The sequence below is a fragment of the Desulfobaculum senezii genome (genome assembly GCF_054657395.1).
In genome coordinates this window covers 1,251,018-1,271,088 of record NZ_BAAHYU010000003.1, presented here as the reverse complement: position 1 = coordinate 1,271,088, position 20,071 = coordinate 1,251,018, and the positions used below count along the sequence as shown (strand labels likewise).

The following is a 20,071-nucleotide window of genomic DNA, read 5'->3' as shown; positions in this document are numbered from 1 at the left end:
TTCTAGTGCTTCCCGCGCGGCATGTATATGCCAACCATTGCGCCAGCAAATATAAGGCGCTTCCCTTCACGCCAAATCCATATTATGTATCCCAGCTTATGCCCGGGCAACGCCGTGCACGGCGGACCTGTCCGGGACACTACTCCACGAGCATGAGGACAACAGCCCATGAAAGATATCCCGCGCCCCTGGCTGAAGAGCTACGACGAAGAAGTGAGCCATACCATAGACCCCGAGGGAATGCCCATTTTCGGCTACCTCGACAGGGCCGCCAAGCATTACCCCAACCGCAAGGCCATCGTCTTCAAGAACTGGAGCATCACCTATAAGAAGCTCCACCAGATGACGGAAATCATGGCCGCCAATCTGCGCTCCCTTGGCATCCAGCCCGGCGAACGCATCTCCATGATGCTGCCGAACCTGCCCCAGACCATTATCTCCTACTGGGCCGCCCTCAAGGCGGGGGCCATCGTCGTGATGACGAACCCGCTGTACATGGAGACGGAGCTGATCCACCAGCTCAATGATGCCGACTGCGACACCATGATCGTTCTGGACCACCTGTGGCCCAAAATCGAAGCCGTGCGCGACAAGCTGCCGGTGAAAAAATTTATCGTGGTGCGCATTCCGGACTGTTTGGCCTTTCCGCTGAACATGCTCTATGGCCTGAGCGCCAAGAAAAAGAAGCTCTTTCGCGATGTGCCCTACGACGGCAAAACCGTGCTGGAGTGGAAGCCGCTGACCAAGGGCAAGGACCGCATCAGCCGTCCCCCGTCCGACCCGCGTGAAGACCTCGCCCTGCTCCAGTACACAGGCGGTACCACCGGCATCTCCAAGGGCGTCATGATTACCCACCAGAACATGACCGCCAACGTCCAGCAGTGCCGCACCATCCTGCACGCCGTGGGCGAAACGCACGAAACCTTCGTGGCCGTGATGCCGTTCTTCCACATCTACGGACTGACCACCTGTCTGAACCTGCCCACGGCCCTTGGCGCTACCATGGTCCCCGTGCCCCGGTTCGACCCGCAGGACCTGCTGGAGACGCTGTCCAAGCGCAAGGTGACCATCTTCCCGGGCGCGCCGGCCATCTACTCCGCCCTGCTGCTGCAAAAGAACGTTCGGCCCAGTCATTTCACCTCCATCCGCTACTGTGTGTCCGGCTCCGCGCCCATACCGGTGGAAACGCTGGAGCAGTTCAAGGAAATCACGCAGGCGGAAATCATCGAAGGGTACGGCCTGACCGAGGCCTCGCCCGTCACGCACCTGAACCCGCTGTCCGGCGTGAAGAAATATGGCTCCATCGGCCTGCCCTTCCCGTCCACGGACGCCCGCATCGTGGATATGGAAGTGGGCGAACTCTCCCTTGCCCCCGGCAAAAAGGGCGAGCTGGTCGTGCGCGGCCCGCAGGTGATGAAGGGCTACTGGAACCGCCCGGACGAAACCGCCAACTCCGTGCGTAACGGCTGGCTGTACACCGGCGACATCGCCACCATGGACGACGACGGCTACTTCTTCATTGTGGACCGCAAAAAGGACCTCATCATCACCAGCGGCTACAACGTCTACCCGCGCGAGATTGACGAAGTCCTCTATGAACACCCCAAGATCAAAGACGCCGTGGCTGTGGGCATCCCCCACCCCTCGCGCGGTGAAATCATCAAGGTCTATGTCGTCCTGCGCGACGATGAAAAGATGACCAAGAGTGAAGTCATCTCCTGGTGCCGCCAGAAGCTGGCCAAGTACAAGCTGCCGCGTAAGGTGGAGTTCCGCGACGAACTGCCCAAGACCATGGTCGGCAAGGTCCTGCGCCGCGCCCTGCGCGCCGAGGAAGAGGAAAAAATGAAAAAGATGGCCGAACGCCGCGCCGCCCGCAAAGCCGCCAAGGATGCCAAAGACGCAGGCCTTGCCCCGGCCGCGGACAGCACTGCGCAAAGCGCCGACACCGACGCCCCTGCGCCCAAAGCGCCCGGCGACTCGGACGCCTAAACCGCGCCATCTCCGCACATGACAAAGCCCTCCGGCATACGCCGGAGGGCTTTTTTGGTGATGCCTTTCACGCGCAGAACGCAGACGGTTTTCCGCGTTTGCTTCCTGCTCATTCTGGGCGGGATTTTGGGCCGTTCCCGTCGCTGCACCTTACAGTGTCGCGGCCAGGGAGCGGGCCTGCTCCATGGCGGCCTGCCTGGCCGGGTCGCGCACGTCCGGACCAAAGAGGGTTCCCTCCACGGCCACGGGATGGACCTCCGTTATACCCATAAATCCCAGAATCATTTCCAAATACGGCGACTGGTGATTAAAGGCCTCGGCCTGCGTGCCGGGGGCATACTGCCCACCCCGCGCATACATAATGGCCGCCTTCTTGCCCTCCAGCATACCGTAATACCCGCCCTCCTCGGTCATACCAAAGGTCAGCCCGGGCTGGACCAGCAGGTCGATATAGTGCTTGAGCGGATAGGGGATGGCAAAGTTCCACATGGGCACGGCAAACAGATACCGGTCGTGCGCGCGGAATTCGTCAATGACGCGCACAACCGCGTCCCACGCGTCCTTTTCCGCCAAGGTATGATCGCGTCCATGCAAGACGTTGTACTTGGCCTGAATGGTCGGCCCATCAAAGGGCGGCAGGTCATCGGTGAAGAGGTTCTTTTCTGTGATGCTGACGCCGGGGTGCGCGTCGCGGTAGGCTTCCACAAACGCTTCCGCCACGGCGAGGGAATGGGAGCGCTCGCCGCGCGGCGACGCCTTGATGTACAAGAGTGAACTCATAGGTGGCCTCCTTGTCGGTCACCGACTGCGTGGTGCCCTGTCGGTTCAAGTCTCACTGTCCACTTATGACAGCGCGGCAACGAGGTGTCAAAGACGCTCCCCAAACGCCACGGCAAAAAAATGCCCCGCGGCGCTGGGCCACGGGGCGGAAGAATTCAGTCTCAACGCTGAAGCGGAAAAGGCACTGTGCAACCATGCCGCGCCATACGCCGCGAATGCGTCCACAACGCGGCGCAAGATGACGGCGTCAAGGAAAGCACCTGCAAGACGCGCCGCCGACTGCCGCATCGCGGCCACCTCGCCGCGGCGCGGCGGATTACAGGCCCAGCATCTCCTCCAGAGTGCGGCGGATGCCGTCCTTGTCGATGCCACACTTGGCGCGCAGCTGCTTTTGCGTGCCGTGCTCCACAAAGCCGTCTGGCAGGCCAATGCGCTGCACGCGCACGGAGCCTAGGGCGTCGTGGTCGGCCAGCACTTCCAGCACGCCGGAGCCAAAGCCGCCCTTGAGGACATTCTCCTCAACTATCAGCATATGCTTGAAGCGGCGGGCGAGGTCCACAAGCTGGTCCTCGGCCATGGGGCGGATGAAGCGGCCATTGAACACCGCAACCTTGCGGCCCGTGGCGCTCTCGATTTCCTCGGCGGCGATGATGGACGGATTCACGCGGCTGCCAATGGCAACCACAACAGCGTCCTCGCCATCACGCATAAGCTTGCCTTCGGCAATGGGCAGCGGCTCGGGGTCCTCCACCGTGGGCGCGCCAATGCCAACACCGCGCGGGTAGCGCAGGGCCACCGGACCGTCGTGCTGGATGGCGGTCACCAACATGCGCTGGAGTTCGGCCTCGTCCGACGGGGCCATGAACACAAGGTTCGGCACATGGCGCAGGTAGCTGAGGTCGAATGCGCCGTGGTGGGTGGGGCCATCCTCGCCAACCAGTCCGCCACGGTCCAGACACAGCACCACGGGCAGATTCTGCAAGCACACGTCGTGCACAATCTGATCATAGGAGCGCTGCATAAAGGTGGAGTAGATAGCCACCACGGGCTTAAAGCCCTCGGCGGCCAGCCCTGCGGCAAAGGTCACGGCGTGCTGTTCACAGATGCCCACATCCACAAAGCGCTCGGGGAAGCGCTCGCGGAAGCGGTCCAGCCCCGTGCCCTCGGGCATGGCGGCGGTAATGGCAAGCACGCGCTCGTCCTCCTGCGCGCAGTGGCACAGGGTGTCGCCAAACACGCTGGTGTAGGACGGCAACGAGCACGCGCCAAACTTCTTGGCAAGGCCGGTTTCCGGCTCAAAACAGCCCACACCGTGGAAGTAGGTGGGGTTGTTTTCCGCAGGCTCATAGCCTTTGCCCTTGGTGGTCATTACATGGACAAGCAGCGGGCCCTTGAGCTTCTTCACCTGCTCGAACACGCGGGTCATGCCGTCGATATTGTGGCCGTCAAAGGGGCCGAGGTAGTTGAAGCGGAACGCCTCAAACAGCATGCCCGGCGTAAAGAAGTGCTTGAACGCCTCTTCGGACTTGCGGGCGTAGGTGGCGAGGTCCTCGCCAATCTTCGGCACGGACTTGAGGATATTCTCCACGTCCTTCTTAAAGCGCACCACCCAGCTCTTGGTGAGGTTGCGCGACAAAAAGGACGACAGCGCACCCACATTCTTGGAGATGGACATCTCGTTGTCGTTGAGGACCACGATCATGTCACTGTGGATGCCGCCCGCCTGATTGAGGCCCTCATAGGCCAGCCCGGCGGTCATGGAGCCATCGCCAATGACGGCGACAACGCGGTTGTCCTTGCCCTTGAGGTCGCGCGCGCAGGCCATGCCGAGAGCGGCGGAGATGGAGGTAGACGAGTGTCCCACGCCAAAGTGGTCGTACTCGCTCTCCGACATCTTGGGAAAGCCGCTGATGCCGCCATAGGTGCGCAGGGTATTGAACCTGTCGCGCCGTCCGGTAAGCATCTTGTACACATAGGCCTGGTGCCCCACATCCCAGATGAACTTGTCGTCACGGGGATTGAAGGTGCGCAGCATGGCAAGGGTCAACTCCACCACGCCAAGGGACGGAGCAAGGTGCCCGCCCGTTGTGGACACCGTTTCTATAATTTCCTGCCGGATTTCATCCGCCAGCAGGTGCAATTCCCGCGAGGACAGACGCTGTACGTCCGTCGGCTTCTCTATGCGGGAAAGGATGGAATTGTCGCTGAGCTGAGTGGCGTCCATGCCGAATCCTTATCCATTACAGTTGCAGAAAACCCGGGCTTCCCGGGCAAGGCGATCAGCTGGCGCGAAGAACGATGTACTCCGCGAGCGAACGCATGAAATCGGCCTGAACACCGGGCTCATTCTTGATGGGCAAGCAGGCGCTGGCCGCGGCCTGAATGGCGAGGCCCTTGCTTTCCGTCACACCGACGAGGCGGGGGTAGGTATTCTTGCCCTGTCCTTCGTCGCTGCCCACGGGCTTGCCAATCTCTTCCTCGGTCCCCAGAACGTCCAGCAGGTCGTCCGTAATCTGGAAGGCCATGCCGAGGTTCTTGCCGTATTCAATGGCCTTGCCCAGCCCTTCTTCGTCCGCGCCGCCAAGGATGGCGCCGGAGAGGCACGCCGCGGTGATGAGCGCGCCGGTCTTGAGCGAGTGCATGCGCTGCAGCTCCTCAAGGGCCACGTCAATCTTGCCGGTGAGGGACATATCAAGCATCTGGCCGCCAACCATACCGTTAGGACCAGCGCCGTAGGACACCACGGCTGCGGCCTGAAGCACACGCTCGGCGGGCACGCCCTGCGTGTTCAGCATCATGTTGAAGGCCTCGGTCAGCAGTGCGTCGCCCGCGAGGATAGCCGTGGCTTCGTCAAACTGCTTGTGGTTCGAGGGCTTGCCCCGGCGCAGGTCGTCGTCGTCCATGGCGGGCAGGTCGTCGTGGATAAGGGAATAGGTGTGGATAAGCTCAATGGCGCTGGCAAAGGGCATGCTGGCATCAAAGTCCAGACCAAAATGCGCGCCCCACGCAAGGCACAGGGCCGGGCGCAGGCGCTTGCCGCCAGCCATCAGGCTGTATTCCATGGATTCCAGAAGGCGCTCGTCGATTCCACGGTCCTTCAGGCACTTGTTCAGATATTCGTCCACGGCCTTGGCGTAGTTGGCCAAGGTCTTCTGTGCGTCAACTTTCTTTTGCTGCGTCATCGCCTTCTTCCGGATGAAAATCCTTCAGCCCCTCTTCGGTGAGCAGACTGACTTCGTTTTTGGCCTCTTCAAGCCGCTTGCGGCACGATTTGGCCAGTTCCACGCCTTCCCTAAACAGGGCGACGCCCTTTTCCAGCGGCAGTTCCCCGTTTTCGAGGTCCTGCACTATTTTTTGCAGCTTCGCGAGCTGCGATTCAAAATCGTCTTTCTTTTTGGCCATGGGTCCCCCTACATGTCCGGAACGCCCGTGCCCGCAAACAGGGGCATGGGGTCCACCATATGGCCCATCACAGACAGGCCAAAGTGCAGATGCGGGCCGGTGACGCGCCCGGTGGCGCCCACCTTGCCGAGCACCTGCCCGGCGGAGACAAACTGCCCCTCCTCCACATCAATGTGCGACATATGGCAGTAGACGGTGACCATCCCCTGCCCGTGGTCCACGTAGACCACGTTGCCGGAAAAATAATGGTTGCCGGTCAGGGCTACCTCTCCGGCGGCAAAGCTGTGGATGGGCGTTCCCGTACGGCCGCGCAGGTCCACCCCGCTGTGGGGCCGCCGCGGTTCGCCGTTAAAGAACCGCCGCAGACCAAAGGCGCTGGACATGCTCCCCTTGACCGGGCGCACAAAAGGCGGCTGCCAGAAGCGCTCCGACGAGCGCGAATCCAGCACCTTTTTGGTCAGCGCCTTTTCGCGGTAGTGCCGCTCCAGCGCCTCTTTGCTCAGGTGCACCATTTTGCGCGCCACCTTCAGGTGCTGTTCTGGATAGCTCCGGTCATGCACGATGACGCCGCGGCTCACCTGCTTTGTGCCATTTTGCAATTGAAACTCGGCTTCCAGTACCTCACTGCCGGGTTTCACGTCCAGTCCGGCGGCCAGCGCCACCCATGTGCCGTAGCCGCCGCTCTCGCCACGAAGGGCGGGCGTCAGCGTCTCTCCCATCCACGAGAGGCGAACCTCCCAGACCGGGACCGGCGAAAAAATGCGTACAAAGAACGCCTCACCAACGTGCACAGCGTCCGTTGTGACCTGCAGCGTTGGCTCCTGCGCGGCCATGGCCGCCGTGGGCGCAAGGCACCACGCGGCAATGCCGGGAGTCAGCGCGAGGAAATGCCGTCTGTTCATGTCTCGTCCTCTTTGTCCTTGTGCTTTCCTGTCACATCGGCAGCAACACGACCATTGCGGACGCGGATGCTCAGCCTGTCTCCATCCGAGACCTCATCAACTGAACGAAGAAATGTTCCGGTGCGCTCAAGGGTGACCAATCCGTACCCGCGCTCCAAGGGCTTTTCCGGGTCCGCCCCGTCAAGGCGCGACGATGCCAGGGCAAAGCGCTGCTCCGCGCCGCGCACCAGCGCCCCGGCGGCAAGCTCCATGCGCGCGCACAGCGCGTCCACACTCCGCTGGCGCTCATCCAGCACGCGGGGACCGTAAGCACGGGGCAAGGCGTCCGCGGCGGCCTGCACCGCCGCCTCCCGCCGCGCCAAGTACCCCTGCATGGCGCGGTCAAGGGAGCGCGCTCCACTCTGGAAGCGCTCCAGCCAGTGCTCCACCCGGCGCGCCGGGGACAGCCACGACACGGCGCGCTCCATGGCGGCAAGGGACGCGCCCTTGTCCTCAAGGAGGCCGTCCATGGCCCGCAGCAGGGACTGCTCCAGCATGTCCACGTCCTGCATCAGGGCCTCGCGTTCGGGCCACAGCATCTGCGCGGCGTGGGTGGGCGTGGCGGCGCGGACGTCGGCCACAAAGTCGGAAATAGTGGTATCCACCTCATGTCCAATGCCGGAGAGCACCGGCACGCGGCAGTTGTAGATGGCATCGGCCACCGGCTCGGTATTGAAGGCCCACAGGTCCTCCAGCGAGCCACCGCCACGGATGAGCACCACCACATCGGCCCAGCCGTCGGCGTCGGCGCGGTTTATGGCCTCCGCAACCTGCGCCGGAGCGCGGTCGCCCTGCACCAGCGAGGGATACACGCGAATCTGCGCGCCCCAGCCACGGTCATCGGCAATGCGCAAAAAATCGCGCACCGCCGCGCCCGTTGGCGCGGTGACAACCGCAACCCGCGAGGGGTGCGGCGGCAAGGCCATCTTGCGCGAGCTGTCAAAGTAGCCCAACTCGGCCAGCTTGGCCTTGAGGGCTTCAAATTCCATGTGCAAGCGGCCAACGCCCTGCTCCTGCACCAACTCGGCTATCAGTTGATACTGCCCGCGCGGGGCATAGACATTGATGCGCCCGGCGCAGACGACTTCCTGCCCCTCTTCCAGCGTGGGGCGGTAGCCGTCCTCGTGCACCTCGCCGGTGACGGGGTCCACGCCGCCGCGCTCAATGAAGCGCTGGTTGCCCTTGAACCACACCACCGAGAGCTGTGCGCCCTCATCGCGCAGGGTAAAATAGATATGCCCGCTCCGGGGCCGGGTGATGTTGCCGATTTGTCCGCGCACCCACACAAAGGGGAACTGGCTCTCCAGCACGTCCTTCACGGCGGCGGTGAGTTCGGTAACGTCGAAAATATGCGGCATAGCGCCCTACTCGACCGCCACGGCAACGCCAGCGCCAAGCATGACGGCTCCGGCCCCGCGCTGCATGCGGCGCATGGCTGCACCACTGCCAAACCGCGCGCCGCCAGCCGTCCCCAGCAGGGCATAGGCCGTGATAACGGCGTACACCACGCTCATGGCCACGGCGGCAACCACCACGCCCTCAAGGGGCGTCAGCACCGCAAGGTCCACAAACGCGGGCAGAATGCCGCAGTAGAACACAATAATCTTCGGATTGCCCAGATTCAGCGCCAACCCAGCCGCAAGGGTCCGCGCGCCGCCAGCGGGCGTCAGCGCCCGGGCGGGGACGCGGCTGGGCCGCAGCAGACTGCGCAGCCCAAGCCACATCAAATACGCCGCACCCGCATACCGGATGCAGGTGAACACCCAGCCGAACTCCCGCGCCACAACGCCCATGCCGCACATGGCGGCCGTCAGGTAGGCAAGGTCGCCGAGCACCAGCCCGAGACCAAAGACGAGGGCAGGCTTTGCGCCCTGCGTCACCCCACGCGACACCACCGCCACAATGGCGGGGCCGGGGACAGCCGCCATGACAAGAAAGGTCGCCGCCAACGCAAGGAGTCCGGCCAAGGTCATGATTTATCGATTCCCTTCCGGGCCGTCGGCGGAATCCGCAAGGTTCCAGCCAGCCCAGACTTTCTTGCGCCACAGGCCCAGCTCGCGCTCAAGGTCGGCCACGGGCAGTTCGGACTTTTCGCCGGCGCGGCGGTCCTTCACTTCCACGATGCCCTTCTTGAGGCCCTTGCCGCCAACCACAATCTGCATGGGCATGCCCATGAGGTCGGCGTCCTTGAACTTCACGCCCGGGCGTTCGTCGCGGTCGTCCAGCAGAACGTCCATGCCCCAGCTCCTCAGCATCTCGTAGATTTCCTCAGCCTTGCCCAGAATGTCCTCCTTGCGGGGGTCCAGACAGACCACGGTGGCCTCGTAGGGCGCGATGGGCGGCGGGAAGGCGATGCCGTCTTTGTCATGGTTCTGCTCAATGCACGCGGCCACCACGCGGGAAACACCGATGCCGTAACAACCCATGATCATAGTCTTTTCCTTGCCGTTTTCGTCAAGGAAGGTTGCGCCGAGGGATTCGGAATACTTGGTGCCCAGCTTGAACACGTGGCCCACTTCAATGCCCTTGGTCAGCTCCAGCGCGCCGCCGCAACGGGGGCAGGGGTCGGACTCTGTGATAACGCGCAGGTCGGCGAAAGCGTCCACCTTCACATCGCGGGAAAGGTCCAGATGCTTGATGTGCGTGTCGCCCTTGTTGGCACCGGCAACGTAGTCTGTGCCGCCCTGCAGCTCATTGTCAGCGAGAATGCGGGACACCGTGATGCCCACAGGCCCGGCAAATCCTACGGGAGCGCCAGACCACTCACGCACCTGCTCGGGGCTGGCCATGGCGGGGTCTTCCTGCGCGCCGAGGGCGTTTTTGAGCTTCACTTCGTTGAGCTCGCGGTCGCCGCGCACCAGCACGGCCACAGCTTCGCCGCCCACATCATAGAGCAGCGTCTTGATGATGCGGTCCGGGGTGACGCCAAGGTAGGCCGCCACTTCCTCAACGGTGTGCTGATTCGGGGTTTCCACGTCCTGGATGGCGTCGCAGGTCTCGCCGCACGGCTCGCACGCGGCGCAGACTTCGGCCTTTTCGAGGTTGGCGGCGTAGCCACAGCCATGGCACACGGCAATGGTGTCCTCGCCGGTATCGGCAAAGACCATAAATTCGTGGGAGAAGCTGCCGCCAATGGCGCCGGAGTCGGCCTCAACCGGGCTAAAGCGCAGGCCCATGCGGGCAAAGATGCGCTTGTAGGCCTCGAACATGGCCTTGTAGCTTTCATCCGCGCCGGCGTCGTTGGCGTCGAAGGAGTAGCCGTCCTTCATCATGAATTCGCGGCCACGCATCAGGCCGAAGCGGGGACGGATTTCATCGCGGAACTTGGTCTGAATCTGGAACACGTTCAGCGGCAGCTGACGGTAGGAGCGCACTTCGCCGCGCAGCAGGTCGGTGACGACCTCCTCATGCGTGGGCCCAAGGCAGTAATCCCTGCCGTGGCGGTCCTGAAAGCGCAGCAGTTCCTTGCCGTAGAACTCCCAGCGGCCGGATTCCTTCCACAGGTCGCCGGGCTGGACCGTGGGCATGAAAATTTCCTGCGCGCCGGCGCGTTCCATCTCCTCGCGCACGATGGTCTTGACCTTGTTCAGGCTCTTGAGACCAAGGGGGAGGAAGGTATAGATGCCGGAGGTCAGCTTGCGGATCATGCCCGCACGGACCAACAGTTTATGGCTTATGACCTCGGCGTCCGCCGGGGCGTCCTTCAGCGTAGGGACGTACATTCTGCTCAGGCGCATTCAGTTTTCCTCGTTTCGTCGTTCTAAAAGAAATGTGTCCAATTCCTCAAGGAAGGCCGGGACGAGATGCTCATCGCCCTTCACCTTGCGGATGACCTTACCCTTGCGGAAGATGATGCCGAGACCGCGGCCACCGGCAATGCCGATGTCCGCCTCCCGGGCCTCGCCGGGTCCATTGACCACGCATCCCATAACGGCCACGGTGAACACCTCGGTCACGGCGCGCAGGTGGCGCTCCACCTCACCGGCAAGGCCGACGAGGTCAATTTCCGTACGCCCGCACGTGGGGCAGGAGACGATCTCCGGCCCGCGCGCCCGCAGCCCGAGGGAGCGCAGAATCTCCCACGCCACGCCCATTTCATCCACGGGGTCGCCCGTGACGGAAACGCGCATGGTGTCGCCAATGCCTTCGGCCAGCAAAATGCCAAGGCCAACGGACGACTTCACCGTGGCGCGGGTCAGTGTTCCGGCTTCGGTTACGCCAATGTGCAGCGGATAGTCGCAGCGCTGCGCCAATAGGCGATAGGCCGCGATGGTGTTCAGGACCGACGAGGACTTCAGGGAAATCTTCGTATCGAAAAAGTCGCGCTCTTCCAGCAGGCGAACATGACCAAGGGCGCTTTCGACCATAGCCTCCGGCGTGGGGCCGCCATACTTGCGCAGCAGGGGCTTTTCCACGGAGCCGGAATTCACGCCGATGCGGATGGGCACTCCGGCGGCCTTGGCCGCGCGGACCACGCTGTCCACCGCCTGTTCATCCCCAATGTTTCCGGGGTTGATGCGCAGGGCGTCCACCCCGGCATCCACGGCGGCCAGCGCCAGCCTGTGGTCAAAATGAATATCGGCCACCAGCGGCACTACGGCGCGTTTTTTAATCTCCACCAGCGCGCGGGCGGCGTCATCATCCAGCACGGCAAGCCGGACAATCTCGCACCCTGCGGCGGCCAGTTCGTCAATCTGTCTGGCAGTGGCGTCAATATCGCGTGTGTCCGTGTTGGTCATGCTCTGCACCACAACGGGGTGCCCCCCGCCGATGGGCACATTGCCCACACGGATAACGCGCGACGAACGCCGCGCGGACAGGATTGTGTTTTCCATGCTTCAGCGCCTCCTTGGAAGCGTACACTTGTTATACGATTTCCATCCACAAGCCAAGAGCGCCCGCAGACCAGCGAAGCCTTGGCCGCAATGGAAAAACAGCGCCACAGCTAGAAATATCCCAGACTGTGCAACACTTCCAGATTCCTTTCCTTTTCCGCATCACGTCCCGCGCGCTCCGGGGCGGCGGCGTCAGCCCGGGCCGTGCAGGGCACGCAACCAAGAGAGCGGTAGCCGTCCGCATACAGGGTGCAATACGGCAATCCCCGGTCCATGATATACGCCCACACGTCCATCTCCGTAAAATGCAAAACGGGGTGCGCCAGCACGTGGTCCGGGTCATGGCGCGCCTCACAGCTGGGGCGCTGGGCGCGGGAGGGATGTTCGTCCGCGCGCACGCCGGACAGCACAAGGTCCACGCCCTGCTCGCAAATGGCGCGGCCTAGGGGGGCGACCTTGAGGTCGCGGCAGCAGGCCACCTTGTCCTGCGCCAGCGGGTAGGCGGCAAGGTCCACGTCCGGGCGCGCCACGGTGAGGTCCAGCCCCCACGCGGCGGCGACGTCATCGCGCAGGGCCACCACTTCGGGGAACTTGCATCCAGTATCTATAGATAATGCACGGGGGGTGACGGCTGGGGCCACCGCGCCAAGGCACTCGCGCCACAGGGCGAGGGCCACGGTGGAATCCTTGCCCGCCGTCCACGCCACGGCAATGCGCGTGGGGTCAAACGTTTCGGCCAGCTGGGTCATAAAGCTGATGGCCGAGGCAACCTTTTCATCCAGCGTCTTGGCAGACGCCTCAAGCTGCGGTAGGGTTTGGTGTGTCATGGGAGTCCTCCTTCACGCCTGCTCTGCCGAGCCTGCGCGGGGGGTGCAATACCGCACCACCAAAGCCCCTGACAAGCGCCGCCGCTCAAATGAATGCCGACTGACCGGGATTTTTTTCCAAAAAGTGCTTGACGGTGAAGGCCGGAAACCATAAACACCTTTTCGCGCCAACGACGTGGGCCCGTAGCTCAGCTGGATAGAGTGCCTGGCTACGAACCAGTAGGTCGCAGGTTCGAATCCTGCCGGGCCCACCACGTAAGTACAGCCCTGAAGCACATGCTTCAGGGCTTTTTCTTTTCCTTTCCAAAAAAGTGCTTGACGGTGAAGGCTGAAAACCATAAACACCTTCCCGCGCCAACGATGTGGGCCCGTAGCTCAGCTGGATAGAGTGCCTGGCTACGAACCAGTAGGTCGCAGGTTCGAATCCTGCCGGGCCCACCACGACATCACAGCCCTGAAGCATATGCTTCAGGGCTTTTTATTGCCCTACAGCGCCCCTCGCGCCGAAGCGGCCCCCTCCCCAAAACTTTTCTCCGCTCCATCATGACAACCGCGCCAAGCATTGCTACTGTGGCCCTACTTTATCCGGTTCAACCGCAGACACAGTGAGGCAGCCATGCGTTTCCGCTCCGGCTTCATGACTTTTGCCCTTGTGGCGCTTTGCGTTCTTTTCACGGCTTCCGCCTTTGCCGCCGAGCGGCTGGGGGCCAGCAAGGGGCAGAGCGTGTACGTTCCCGTTTATTCCCACGTGTACCACGGCGCCAAAAACCGCGCGGTGCAGATGACCACCATGGTCAGCATCCGCAACACCAACCGCCGCGAGGATATCACCCTCACCGCCGTGCGCTATTACGACACCAAGGGCCACCTTGTGCGCTCCTACGTGCGGGAACCCATCGTCATTCCGTCCATGGCCACGCAGGAATTCATCGTCAGCCTCAAGGATACAACCGGCGGGTCCGGGGCCAACTTCATTGTGGAGTGGGAAGCCGCAACGCGCGTCTCTAACCCTGTGGTGGAGGCGCTGATGATTAGTACGGAATCCAGCCTCGGGATTTCCTTCGTACGGCCGGGGCGCATCCTCTCGGAAAAGGACGCCGTGCGGTAGCGGATTTTTCAGGCAGCTTGCGGAATTTTTTCAAAAAAGTGCTTGACGGTAACGGCTGAAAACCATAGACACGTTTTCGCGCCAACGACGTGGGCCCGTAGCTCAGCTGGATAGAGTGCCTGGCTACGAACCAGTAGGTCGCAGGTTCGAATCCTGCCGGGCCCACCACGTAAGTACAGCCCTGAAGCATATGCTTCAGGGCTTTTTTGTTGCGTCTGATGTCGGCCCCGTGCCCTGCTCCATCACCACGCGGTTGCGCCCTCTCGTCTTTGCTGTATACAGCGCTTCGTCCGCACGGCGGACCATGGCCCCTCTATCATCGCCCTGCTTGTACGACGAAACGCCAAAGCTCGCCGTCACGCGGCGGGATTCACCGGGGACGACCTCGCTCGCCTCCAATGCCTCACGGACCCGGCTGGCAAAGGCGTAGCCGTCCGAAGCATCACAGTGCGGCAACGCCACCACAAACTCTTCCCCGCCAAAGCGCCCGGCCAAATCCTCCCGGCGGCACCCAGCCGCCAGAATCCCCGCCACATGGCGGAGCACCACATCGCCGACATCATGGCCGTAGGTATCGTTGATGGATTTAAAGTGGTCGATGTCCATCATAATCACCGACAGCGCAACCCCCTGCCGCGCCGCCTGCGCCAGCAGGCTTTCCAAATACTCAAAAAACGCCCTGCGGTTGGCAAGGCCCGTCAATTCATCCGTCCGGCTGAGTTTTTCAATCTTGGCGTTGGCGGCCTCCAGCTCGCGGTTTTTCGAGGCCATCTCGCGGCTGATGTTCACGAGGTCCCCGGTCAACAGCGCAAGATTCTCCAGCGTTTTGCGCTCCGCACTGCCCACAAACTCCCCAAGCAGCAAAAATCCACCGTCCACAGCAAACAGCACCACACGAAACAGCCGCGTGTCGCCGTGGAACCGGCACAGCGCAGGCAAGGACAAGGTGGGCGGAATGGATGGAACAAGCTCGACAGGTTCACCGCCGGGCATACAGAACACCTCCTCAAGGGGCTGCCCCGCAAGTGGCTGATGGGAGCCAGACGCGCGGCGGAAGCCATCGCTGCACTCCACAATGCGCTCCGATGCGTCAATAAATGCAAAAAGCATGGTTTCCGACGCGTCGCAGAACTGGTGCACAACGTCACTATTTCTGCGCCACGCCTCAAACAGCGTCACTGTCCTGCCTCGCGCCACCAGCGTCTGGCGCACTCCACGGCCTGTATGCAGTCCTGTGTGTAGGCGTCCGCCCCCATCGCCTCCGCGATGGATTCATCCCAGCCAAAGGCCTGCCCGCCAACCATAATGCGGCACTCCGCAAGCTCCGGCATAGCCCGCACGTCCTGTATCAACTGATAAATACTGCGAAAGTTGAACGGAGTGGTCATGGAAATGGCGATAATATCGGGCTGCTCCGCCCGTGCCATGCGGATGAGCGCTTCATGCGGGGTGTTGGCGCCAAGGTACAACACGTTCCATCCGTCGTATTCCAAACAGCTGGAGACCATCCATGCCCCGATTTCATGAAACTCGTTGGGCGAGGCCGTTACCAGTACCTTGCCGCGCACCTTGGGCACATAGATGCCATCCACAAACAGCGACGCCAGCGTCCGCGCGGTGAGGGTAGAGGCCAAATGTTCTTGCGCCACGGTCACCTTGCCCTCGGCCCACATTTCCCCAACGGTATAGAGCGCGGGCTGTACCACGTGCAGATAAAACGGCCCCGGCTCCAATCCGCCCACGGCCTCGCGCCCAATGGCGATACAGCGCGGACTGTCCGCCGTCAGCAGGCATTCCAAAAATTCCTCATACACCGACTGCCACGCACCGGGAAGCTCCGGCGTCCATGGGGTTGCCGCCTCGGCCAGACGAATCACATCGTCGTGTTTGTCCAGCAGCCAGTCATAATACGCCACTATTTCGCGAGCCTGCTCCTGCCCCAAGGTTTCGGCAAGAACCGTGCGCCACGCTTCAAGCTCCACCCGAAAGTACTCATACGCAAAGCCCTGCCCCGAGTACGCCCGGTAGACCCACGGCATCATGTTCACCAGCAACGTTGTCGCGCGCAGCAGAAACACATCCGCCATAAATGCGCCGTGATGACGGTGGTTGTCATGCATCATACTCACAGGCGCAGCCCCAATAAGCAGGCCAAGGTCATCACGCTGACCAAGAGACCGGCTTACCGCTTCCGCCATACGCGGCGACTGCCGCAGATATTCCTCCACAACATCAGGCGGCACATGAGGCAGCCCCTTCGACTCCTCAACCAACTGCGACATCGTCTCTTTCCACCACTCACCTGCTCCGGAAATCATAAGCGTCCCCCTTGCATGCCATCACACGTCGCGCGGTTCAGTGGGCCGCACGCCCGCTGCCAACATCCCCGTGTTGCGTCTTCCCTTCGTCCACGCGGCACGCATCGCCGTAGGGCAGGCGGATGACAAACCTCGCCCCTTTTTCGCTGGCGGCTGGTTCCACATAAAATTCGCCGCCATGGTTCTGCGTCACAATAAAATACGACACGGACAGCCCAAGACCCGTCCCCTCCCCGGGGTCGCGCGTGGTGAAGAATGGTTCAAACACCCGGCGCCGGTCCGCCTCGGGCACACCCGGTCCGTTGTCCTCCACCTCCACCACCACATAGCCACCCTCAAGCCGCGTGGTCAGGCGGAGCGTCCCTTCCTCGCCCTCGCGCACGGTCTCCTGCACGGCCTGCACGGCGTTGCGCAACACATTCAGGAGCACCTGCTCAAGCTCCGCACGGTTGCAGGGGACGCACAGGGCCGCGGCGTCAAACTCCCTCTCGATGCGCACGCCGGAAAGCAGGTCCGTCTGCTTCTGCCGCATTTCCGCCGCCAGCAGGTCTATGGCCCTGTCCACGCACTCCGTAATGCGGCACGGCTCGCGCCCGCCGTCTACGGAATCGCTGAATTCCAACATATTGCGGACAATGCTCGCCGCCCGCGTCCCAGCCTGACGGATGCCCGTCAGCATTCTGTCTATACCCCGGCGCTCCAAATACTGCCGCACAGCATCAAGGTTGACGCCCACCTCACCCGCGACCTGCGTATTGGACGGGAGCGATTCCGAAAACCGGCGTTCAATGTTCTGCACACTTTGCAGTACCGCGCCGAGGGGATTGTTCAGTTCATGCGCCATGCCTGCCGCAAGGCCGCCAAGGGAGAGCATCTTTTCGTTTTGGGTCATCAGTTCGCGCATGCGGCGCATTTCGGTCACGTCGCGGACGATGGCCTGCACGTAATTCACGTTATCCACCACAAAGCCAGACAGAGACACTTCCGCATCAAACATGGTCCCATCGGCCCGGCGGTGACGCCACTCAAACACGCGGCTGTGGCCCTGCTCCGCCGCCTCCAGCAGCTCCGCCGCCTGCTCCGATGAAAGCCCCCCTCCGGGCTGCCTGCGGGGCGAAAAATCTGTCGGCGTTGTGCCAAGAATCTGCTCGCGCGATACGCCCATCAGCTCCTCACAGCTCGGATTGCAGTCCCACAGCCGCCCGCCGCGAAGGATAAAAATGCCATCATGCGCGGCCTCGAAAAGCAGGCGGTAACGGCCTTCACTCTCGCGCAGGGCGCGTTCCGCCGCGCGGCGCTCGGTAACGTCATCACCAAAGCCGACCACCTCCAGCAGTTCACCTGTTGGAGCAAAACGGTTCATGGACGTCCACATAATGGTGCGGGTGGTGCCGTCCTTCGCCGTGAGGTCCATCTCGTAGCCGGAGACATCCAGCCCCTGCATCTCCCTAAACAGCTTTTCCACCTGCGCGTAGCTTTCGCCGGGATAGCAGGTGGTCCACCAATTGCGCCCCACAAGCTCCTCCTGATGGTAGCCCGTGGCGGCCTCGCCAAATGGGTTGAGAAATGTCGTCTCGCCGCTTGCGGTAACACCGCAGATAATGGCCGGGGTCTTCTCGATAATGCGCGCGGAGCGGTCACGCTCGGCCTCCAGCGCCCGGCGGGAGCGGTACAGCGACACAAGCACCCCGCCAAAGCCCACCACAAGGACAAACAGCGCCGCAAATGCGCCGCCAAACAGCATCACCGTCACAGGGCGAAAACGCATGCCCTTGTCGTCCCCGCCGAGGACCTCGCTCCCCGGTGGAAGCGCTTCGGCGTTGATGCCATGCTGTTCCATCTCGCTCTGATCAAAAAGAAAACGGGCGCGGCCCTCGTGCTCTACGGGGATGTCCGCCACAGCATCGCCGGACAGAATCCGCGCGGCCATAAGCCCCGCCCTGCGGCCTTGGTCAAATCCGCTCACACACTTGCCGCCCATCACGCCCGCACCAATAAACCACTCCGTGCGGCTGAACACCGGCACCGAACTCGCCTGCAACACATCATGCAGCCGGTCCTCGGAGATGTAGTCTCCCAGCATATCCCGCCAGAAGGAGAGGAGAAAGACAAAGGAATCCTGCGGCAGGCTCGACAGCTTGCGCAGCAGGTCATCGGACATAAAGTCCCGCAGGACGATAACCGCAAGGTCCGGATGCTTCAGCGCCATAATATCCCGAAAGCGCGCAAGGTTAATCTCGCCCGTCGTTGTCCGGTCCGCCACCACGTAGACGGTATTGGCCTGCGGCCACAGCGTTCTGGCCACCTTGATGTTTTCTGCAAAGTCGCCGCGCTCAATCACCCCCGTCACCCCGGACTGCCCCCGAAGCATACCGCGCGAGAATCCGTTCACCCCGCAAAAGACAATGGGCGCATCGGGAAAAAGCTCCCGCCGGTACTGCAAGGCAAATTCTAGGGCGATATTGTCCGATGTCAGCACCACATCAAACCGTGTTTTGCGGTACTTGCGCTGATAGGCCGCAAACAGCGCGTGCTGGTAGGCAGGCGTGCTGTCGCGTTTGGCATCCATATATTCCACGGCGATATCAACATCGGCGTAATCGCCCAGCACAGCCTGATATCCGCGCTGGATATTGTCGGTCCACACCGAAGGGTGGTAGGAGTGTAGGGTCAGAACATTCCGCCGGGCGACGGACTCCTGCGCAGCGCTGGAGGTAGCGCACAACAGCGCGCCGCAGGCGACCAGCCCCAAAACAAACAGCCCAAATGGAACACGCGCCACGCGCAACGTGTTTGGATTCATGGATTACAGCCTCCACAGCGAGCACAACGCCGGCTAACGATAGACACGTCAAATTGACACAAGAATCGATACATACACGCTATCGCAAAGCCGATAATTCGACAACACTCCAAGCCGTTAACAGCGTTGCCATCAGGGTGTCTCTGGGATATAGACTGTCGCCGCAGCGGCCAGCACAGCAGGCGACCAAACCGCATCATCCGAGGGAAGGTCATGCTCCAAGGCCAACAAGGTACCCCGTTTCAGCGTGTCCGGCGCAACATCGCCCGCGCCTCCCACGCCCTGCAGAAAGAGGACTACACAAAGGCTATTGCCGCCGCCAAAACAGCGTTCCAAACCGTGCCCAAGTGCCGCAACCTCTACGGGCAGCAAAAAATTGAGCTCAAGTTCATGCTGGAGGACTTCTGCGGCACATTCAGCACCAACCCCGGTATTCTGGACATTCTGGCCAAGATGCACATGCGCGTCAGACCGTACATCAAGTACGACGGCAACCCGGCCCTTATCGTCAACCGGCTGGATATTCTGCAAACGCGCATCGAAGACCTGGAGCGCGAAAAGGAAGAGCAAACCCGCGCCGCCATGGACCAAAAGCGGCAGGAATATCTGGCGCACGCCGAGGAATACTTCCGCACCGGGGAAACCCCGCGCGCCAAGTCCTACCTGCGGCGGGTGGTGGATGAATACGGCGACACCCCCGGCGTCATCACCGATGTGGGCAAACGTATGCTGGACGCGGAGCTGTTTGTGGAGGCCGCAGAGGTGCTGGAGGAAAGCCGCGCCCGCTTCCCCGGCGACGCCGCCGCCTATCAGCACTGCGTCAACGCCTATCTGGGCATGCAGGAGTACGCCAAGGCGGAAACCGTCTACAAGGACGCCCTGCGCCAGTTCGGCAACCATCCCCGCACGCTGCTAAACCTGAGCAAGCTCTACCTTGCATGGCGCAAGCGCGACGACGCCTACGAGTACGCCCGCCGCGCCCTGGAGGCCGACCCGGGACTGGACGAAGCGCGTAAAATTATGGAAAAGACCGAGTAACCAAACCCATATCACCATCACCAATCAGCA

At 62.1% G+C, this 20,071-nt stretch carries 16 protein-coding genes and 3 tRNA genes; 6 read left to right on the top strand and 13 right to left on the bottom strand.

The features are described from left to right. Window positions 1-168: 168 nt before the first annotated feature. Window positions 169-1,989, top strand: a complete 1,821-nt coding sequence (locus tag ACYQ2T_RS14730; protein WP_459901558.1) for a long-chain-fatty-acid--CoA ligase — start codon at window positions 169-171, stop codon at window positions 1,987-1,989. Window positions 1,990-2,139: 150 nt separating this feature from the next. Here ACYQ2T_RS14730 and ACYQ2T_RS14725 read toward each other — a convergent pair whose 3' ends face one another. From ACYQ2T_RS14725 to ACYQ2T_RS14680, 10 genes are all read right to left on the bottom strand, one after another. Then, window positions 2,140-2,769 (bottom strand): FMN-dependent NADH-azoreductase, encoded by a 630-nt coding sequence (locus ACYQ2T_RS14725; protein ID WP_459901557.1) that lies wholly within the window; start codon window positions 2,767-2,769, stop codon window positions 2,140-2,142. A 316-nt stretch (window positions 2,770-3,085) separates the two neighbouring features. Further along, window positions 3,086-4,993 (bottom strand): 1-deoxy-D-xylulose-5-phosphate synthase, encoded by a 1,908-nt coding sequence (gene dxs / locus ACYQ2T_RS14720; RefSeq protein WP_459901555.1) that lies wholly within the window; start codon window positions 4,991-4,993, stop codon window positions 3,086-3,088. Window positions 4,994-5,048: 55 nt separating this feature from the next. Next, a complete protein-coding gene (locus tag ACYQ2T_RS14715; protein ID WP_459901553.1) occupies window positions 5,049-5,951 on the bottom strand; it encodes a polyprenyl synthetase family protein in 903 nt (300 codons plus the stop codon). Then, window positions 5,929-6,171, bottom strand: a complete 243-nt coding sequence (xseB, locus tag ACYQ2T_RS14710; protein WP_404843075.1) for an exodeoxyribonuclease VII small subunit — start codon at window positions 6,169-6,171, stop codon at window positions 5,929-5,931. Before xseB ends, ACYQ2T_RS14715 begins: the two co-directional genes overlap by 23 nt. An 8-nt stretch (window positions 6,172-6,179) precedes the next feature. Continuing rightward, window positions 6,180-7,073: a M23 family metallopeptidase gene (locus ACYQ2T_RS14705; RefSeq protein WP_459901552.1), complete on the bottom strand. Its 894-nt coding sequence runs from the start codon at window positions 7,071-7,073 to the stop codon at window positions 6,180-6,182. Beyond that, window positions 7,070-8,470: an exodeoxyribonuclease VII large subunit gene (gene xseA, locus ACYQ2T_RS14700; protein ID WP_459901550.1), complete on the bottom strand. Its 1,401-nt coding sequence runs from the start codon at window positions 8,468-8,470 to the stop codon at window positions 7,070-7,072. Before xseA ends, ACYQ2T_RS14705 begins: the two co-directional genes overlap by 4 nt. Window positions 8,471-8,476: 6 nt before the next feature. Continuing rightward, window positions 8,477-9,085, bottom strand: a complete 609-nt coding sequence (locus ACYQ2T_RS14695) for a LysE family translocator (RefSeq protein ID WP_459901549.1) — start codon at window positions 9,083-9,085, stop codon at window positions 8,477-8,479. 3 nt (window positions 9,086-9,088) lie between these two features. Then, window positions 9,089-10,849, bottom strand: coding sequence for a proline--tRNA ligase (locus ACYQ2T_RS14690; protein ID WP_459901547.1), 1,761 nt, complete (start codon window positions 10,847-10,849; stop codon window positions 9,089-9,091). After that, on the bottom strand, window positions 10,850-11,947 hold the full coding sequence (gene ispG / locus ACYQ2T_RS14685; protein WP_404843080.1) for a flavodoxin-dependent (E)-4-hydroxy-3-methylbut-2-enyl-diphosphate synthase: 1,098 nt from the start codon (window positions 11,945-11,947) through the stop codon (window positions 10,850-10,852). It abuts the gene before it with no gap. Window positions 11,948-12,057: 110 nt separating this feature from the next. Beyond that, window positions 12,058-12,774, bottom strand: a complete 717-nt coding sequence (locus ACYQ2T_RS14680) for a phosphoadenosine phosphosulfate reductase family protein (protein WP_459901545.1) — start codon at window positions 12,772-12,774, stop codon at window positions 12,058-12,060. Between the two features lie 177 nt (window positions 12,775-12,951). Between ACYQ2T_RS14680 and ACYQ2T_RS14675 the strand changes: the two genes are divergently transcribed. From ACYQ2T_RS14675 to ACYQ2T_RS14660, 4 genes are all read left to right on the top strand, one after another. Further along, window positions 12,952-13,028, top strand: a tRNA-Arg gene (locus tag ACYQ2T_RS14675). A 110-nt stretch (window positions 13,029-13,138) separates the two neighbouring features. Continuing rightward, window positions 13,139-13,215 (top strand) — tRNA-Arg (locus tag ACYQ2T_RS14670). A 175-nt stretch (window positions 13,216-13,390) separates the two neighbouring features. Beyond that, complete coding sequence (locus ACYQ2T_RS14665) at window positions 13,391-13,882, top strand: DUF3124 domain-containing protein (RefSeq protein ID WP_459901544.1); 492 nt, start codon at window positions 13,391-13,393, stop codon at window positions 13,880-13,882. Between the two features lie 91 nt (window positions 13,883-13,973). After that, window positions 13,974-14,050 (top strand) — tRNA-Arg (locus ACYQ2T_RS14660). A 27-nt stretch (window positions 14,051-14,077) separates the two neighbouring features. Here the strand turns inward: ACYQ2T_RS14660 and ACYQ2T_RS14655 are convergent. The 3 genes from ACYQ2T_RS14655 to ACYQ2T_RS14645 form a co-directional block, all read right to left on the bottom strand. After that, window positions 14,078-14,992, bottom strand: coding sequence for a GGDEF domain-containing protein (locus tag ACYQ2T_RS14655; RefSeq protein WP_459901543.1), 915 nt, complete (start codon window positions 14,990-14,992; stop codon window positions 14,078-14,080). Window positions 14,993-15,057: 65 nt separating this feature from the next. Then, a complete protein-coding gene (locus tag ACYQ2T_RS14650; protein ID WP_459901541.1) occupies window positions 15,058-16,164 on the bottom strand; it encodes a cobalamin B12-binding domain-containing protein in 1,107 nt (368 codons plus the stop codon). A 73-nt stretch (window positions 16,165-16,237) separates the two neighbouring features. Then, entirely contained in the window at window positions 16,238-19,003 is a 2,766-nt protein-coding gene (locus ACYQ2T_RS14645) for an ABC transporter substrate binding protein (protein ID WP_459901539.1), read from the bottom strand. 213 nt (window positions 19,004-19,216) lie between these two features. Between ACYQ2T_RS14645 and ACYQ2T_RS14640 the strand changes: the two genes are divergently transcribed. Further along, window positions 19,217-20,041, top strand: a complete 825-nt coding sequence (locus tag ACYQ2T_RS14640) for a tetratricopeptide repeat protein (protein WP_459901537.1) — start codon at window positions 19,217-19,219, stop codon at window positions 20,039-20,041. Window positions 20,042-20,071: the final 30 nt, after the last annotated feature.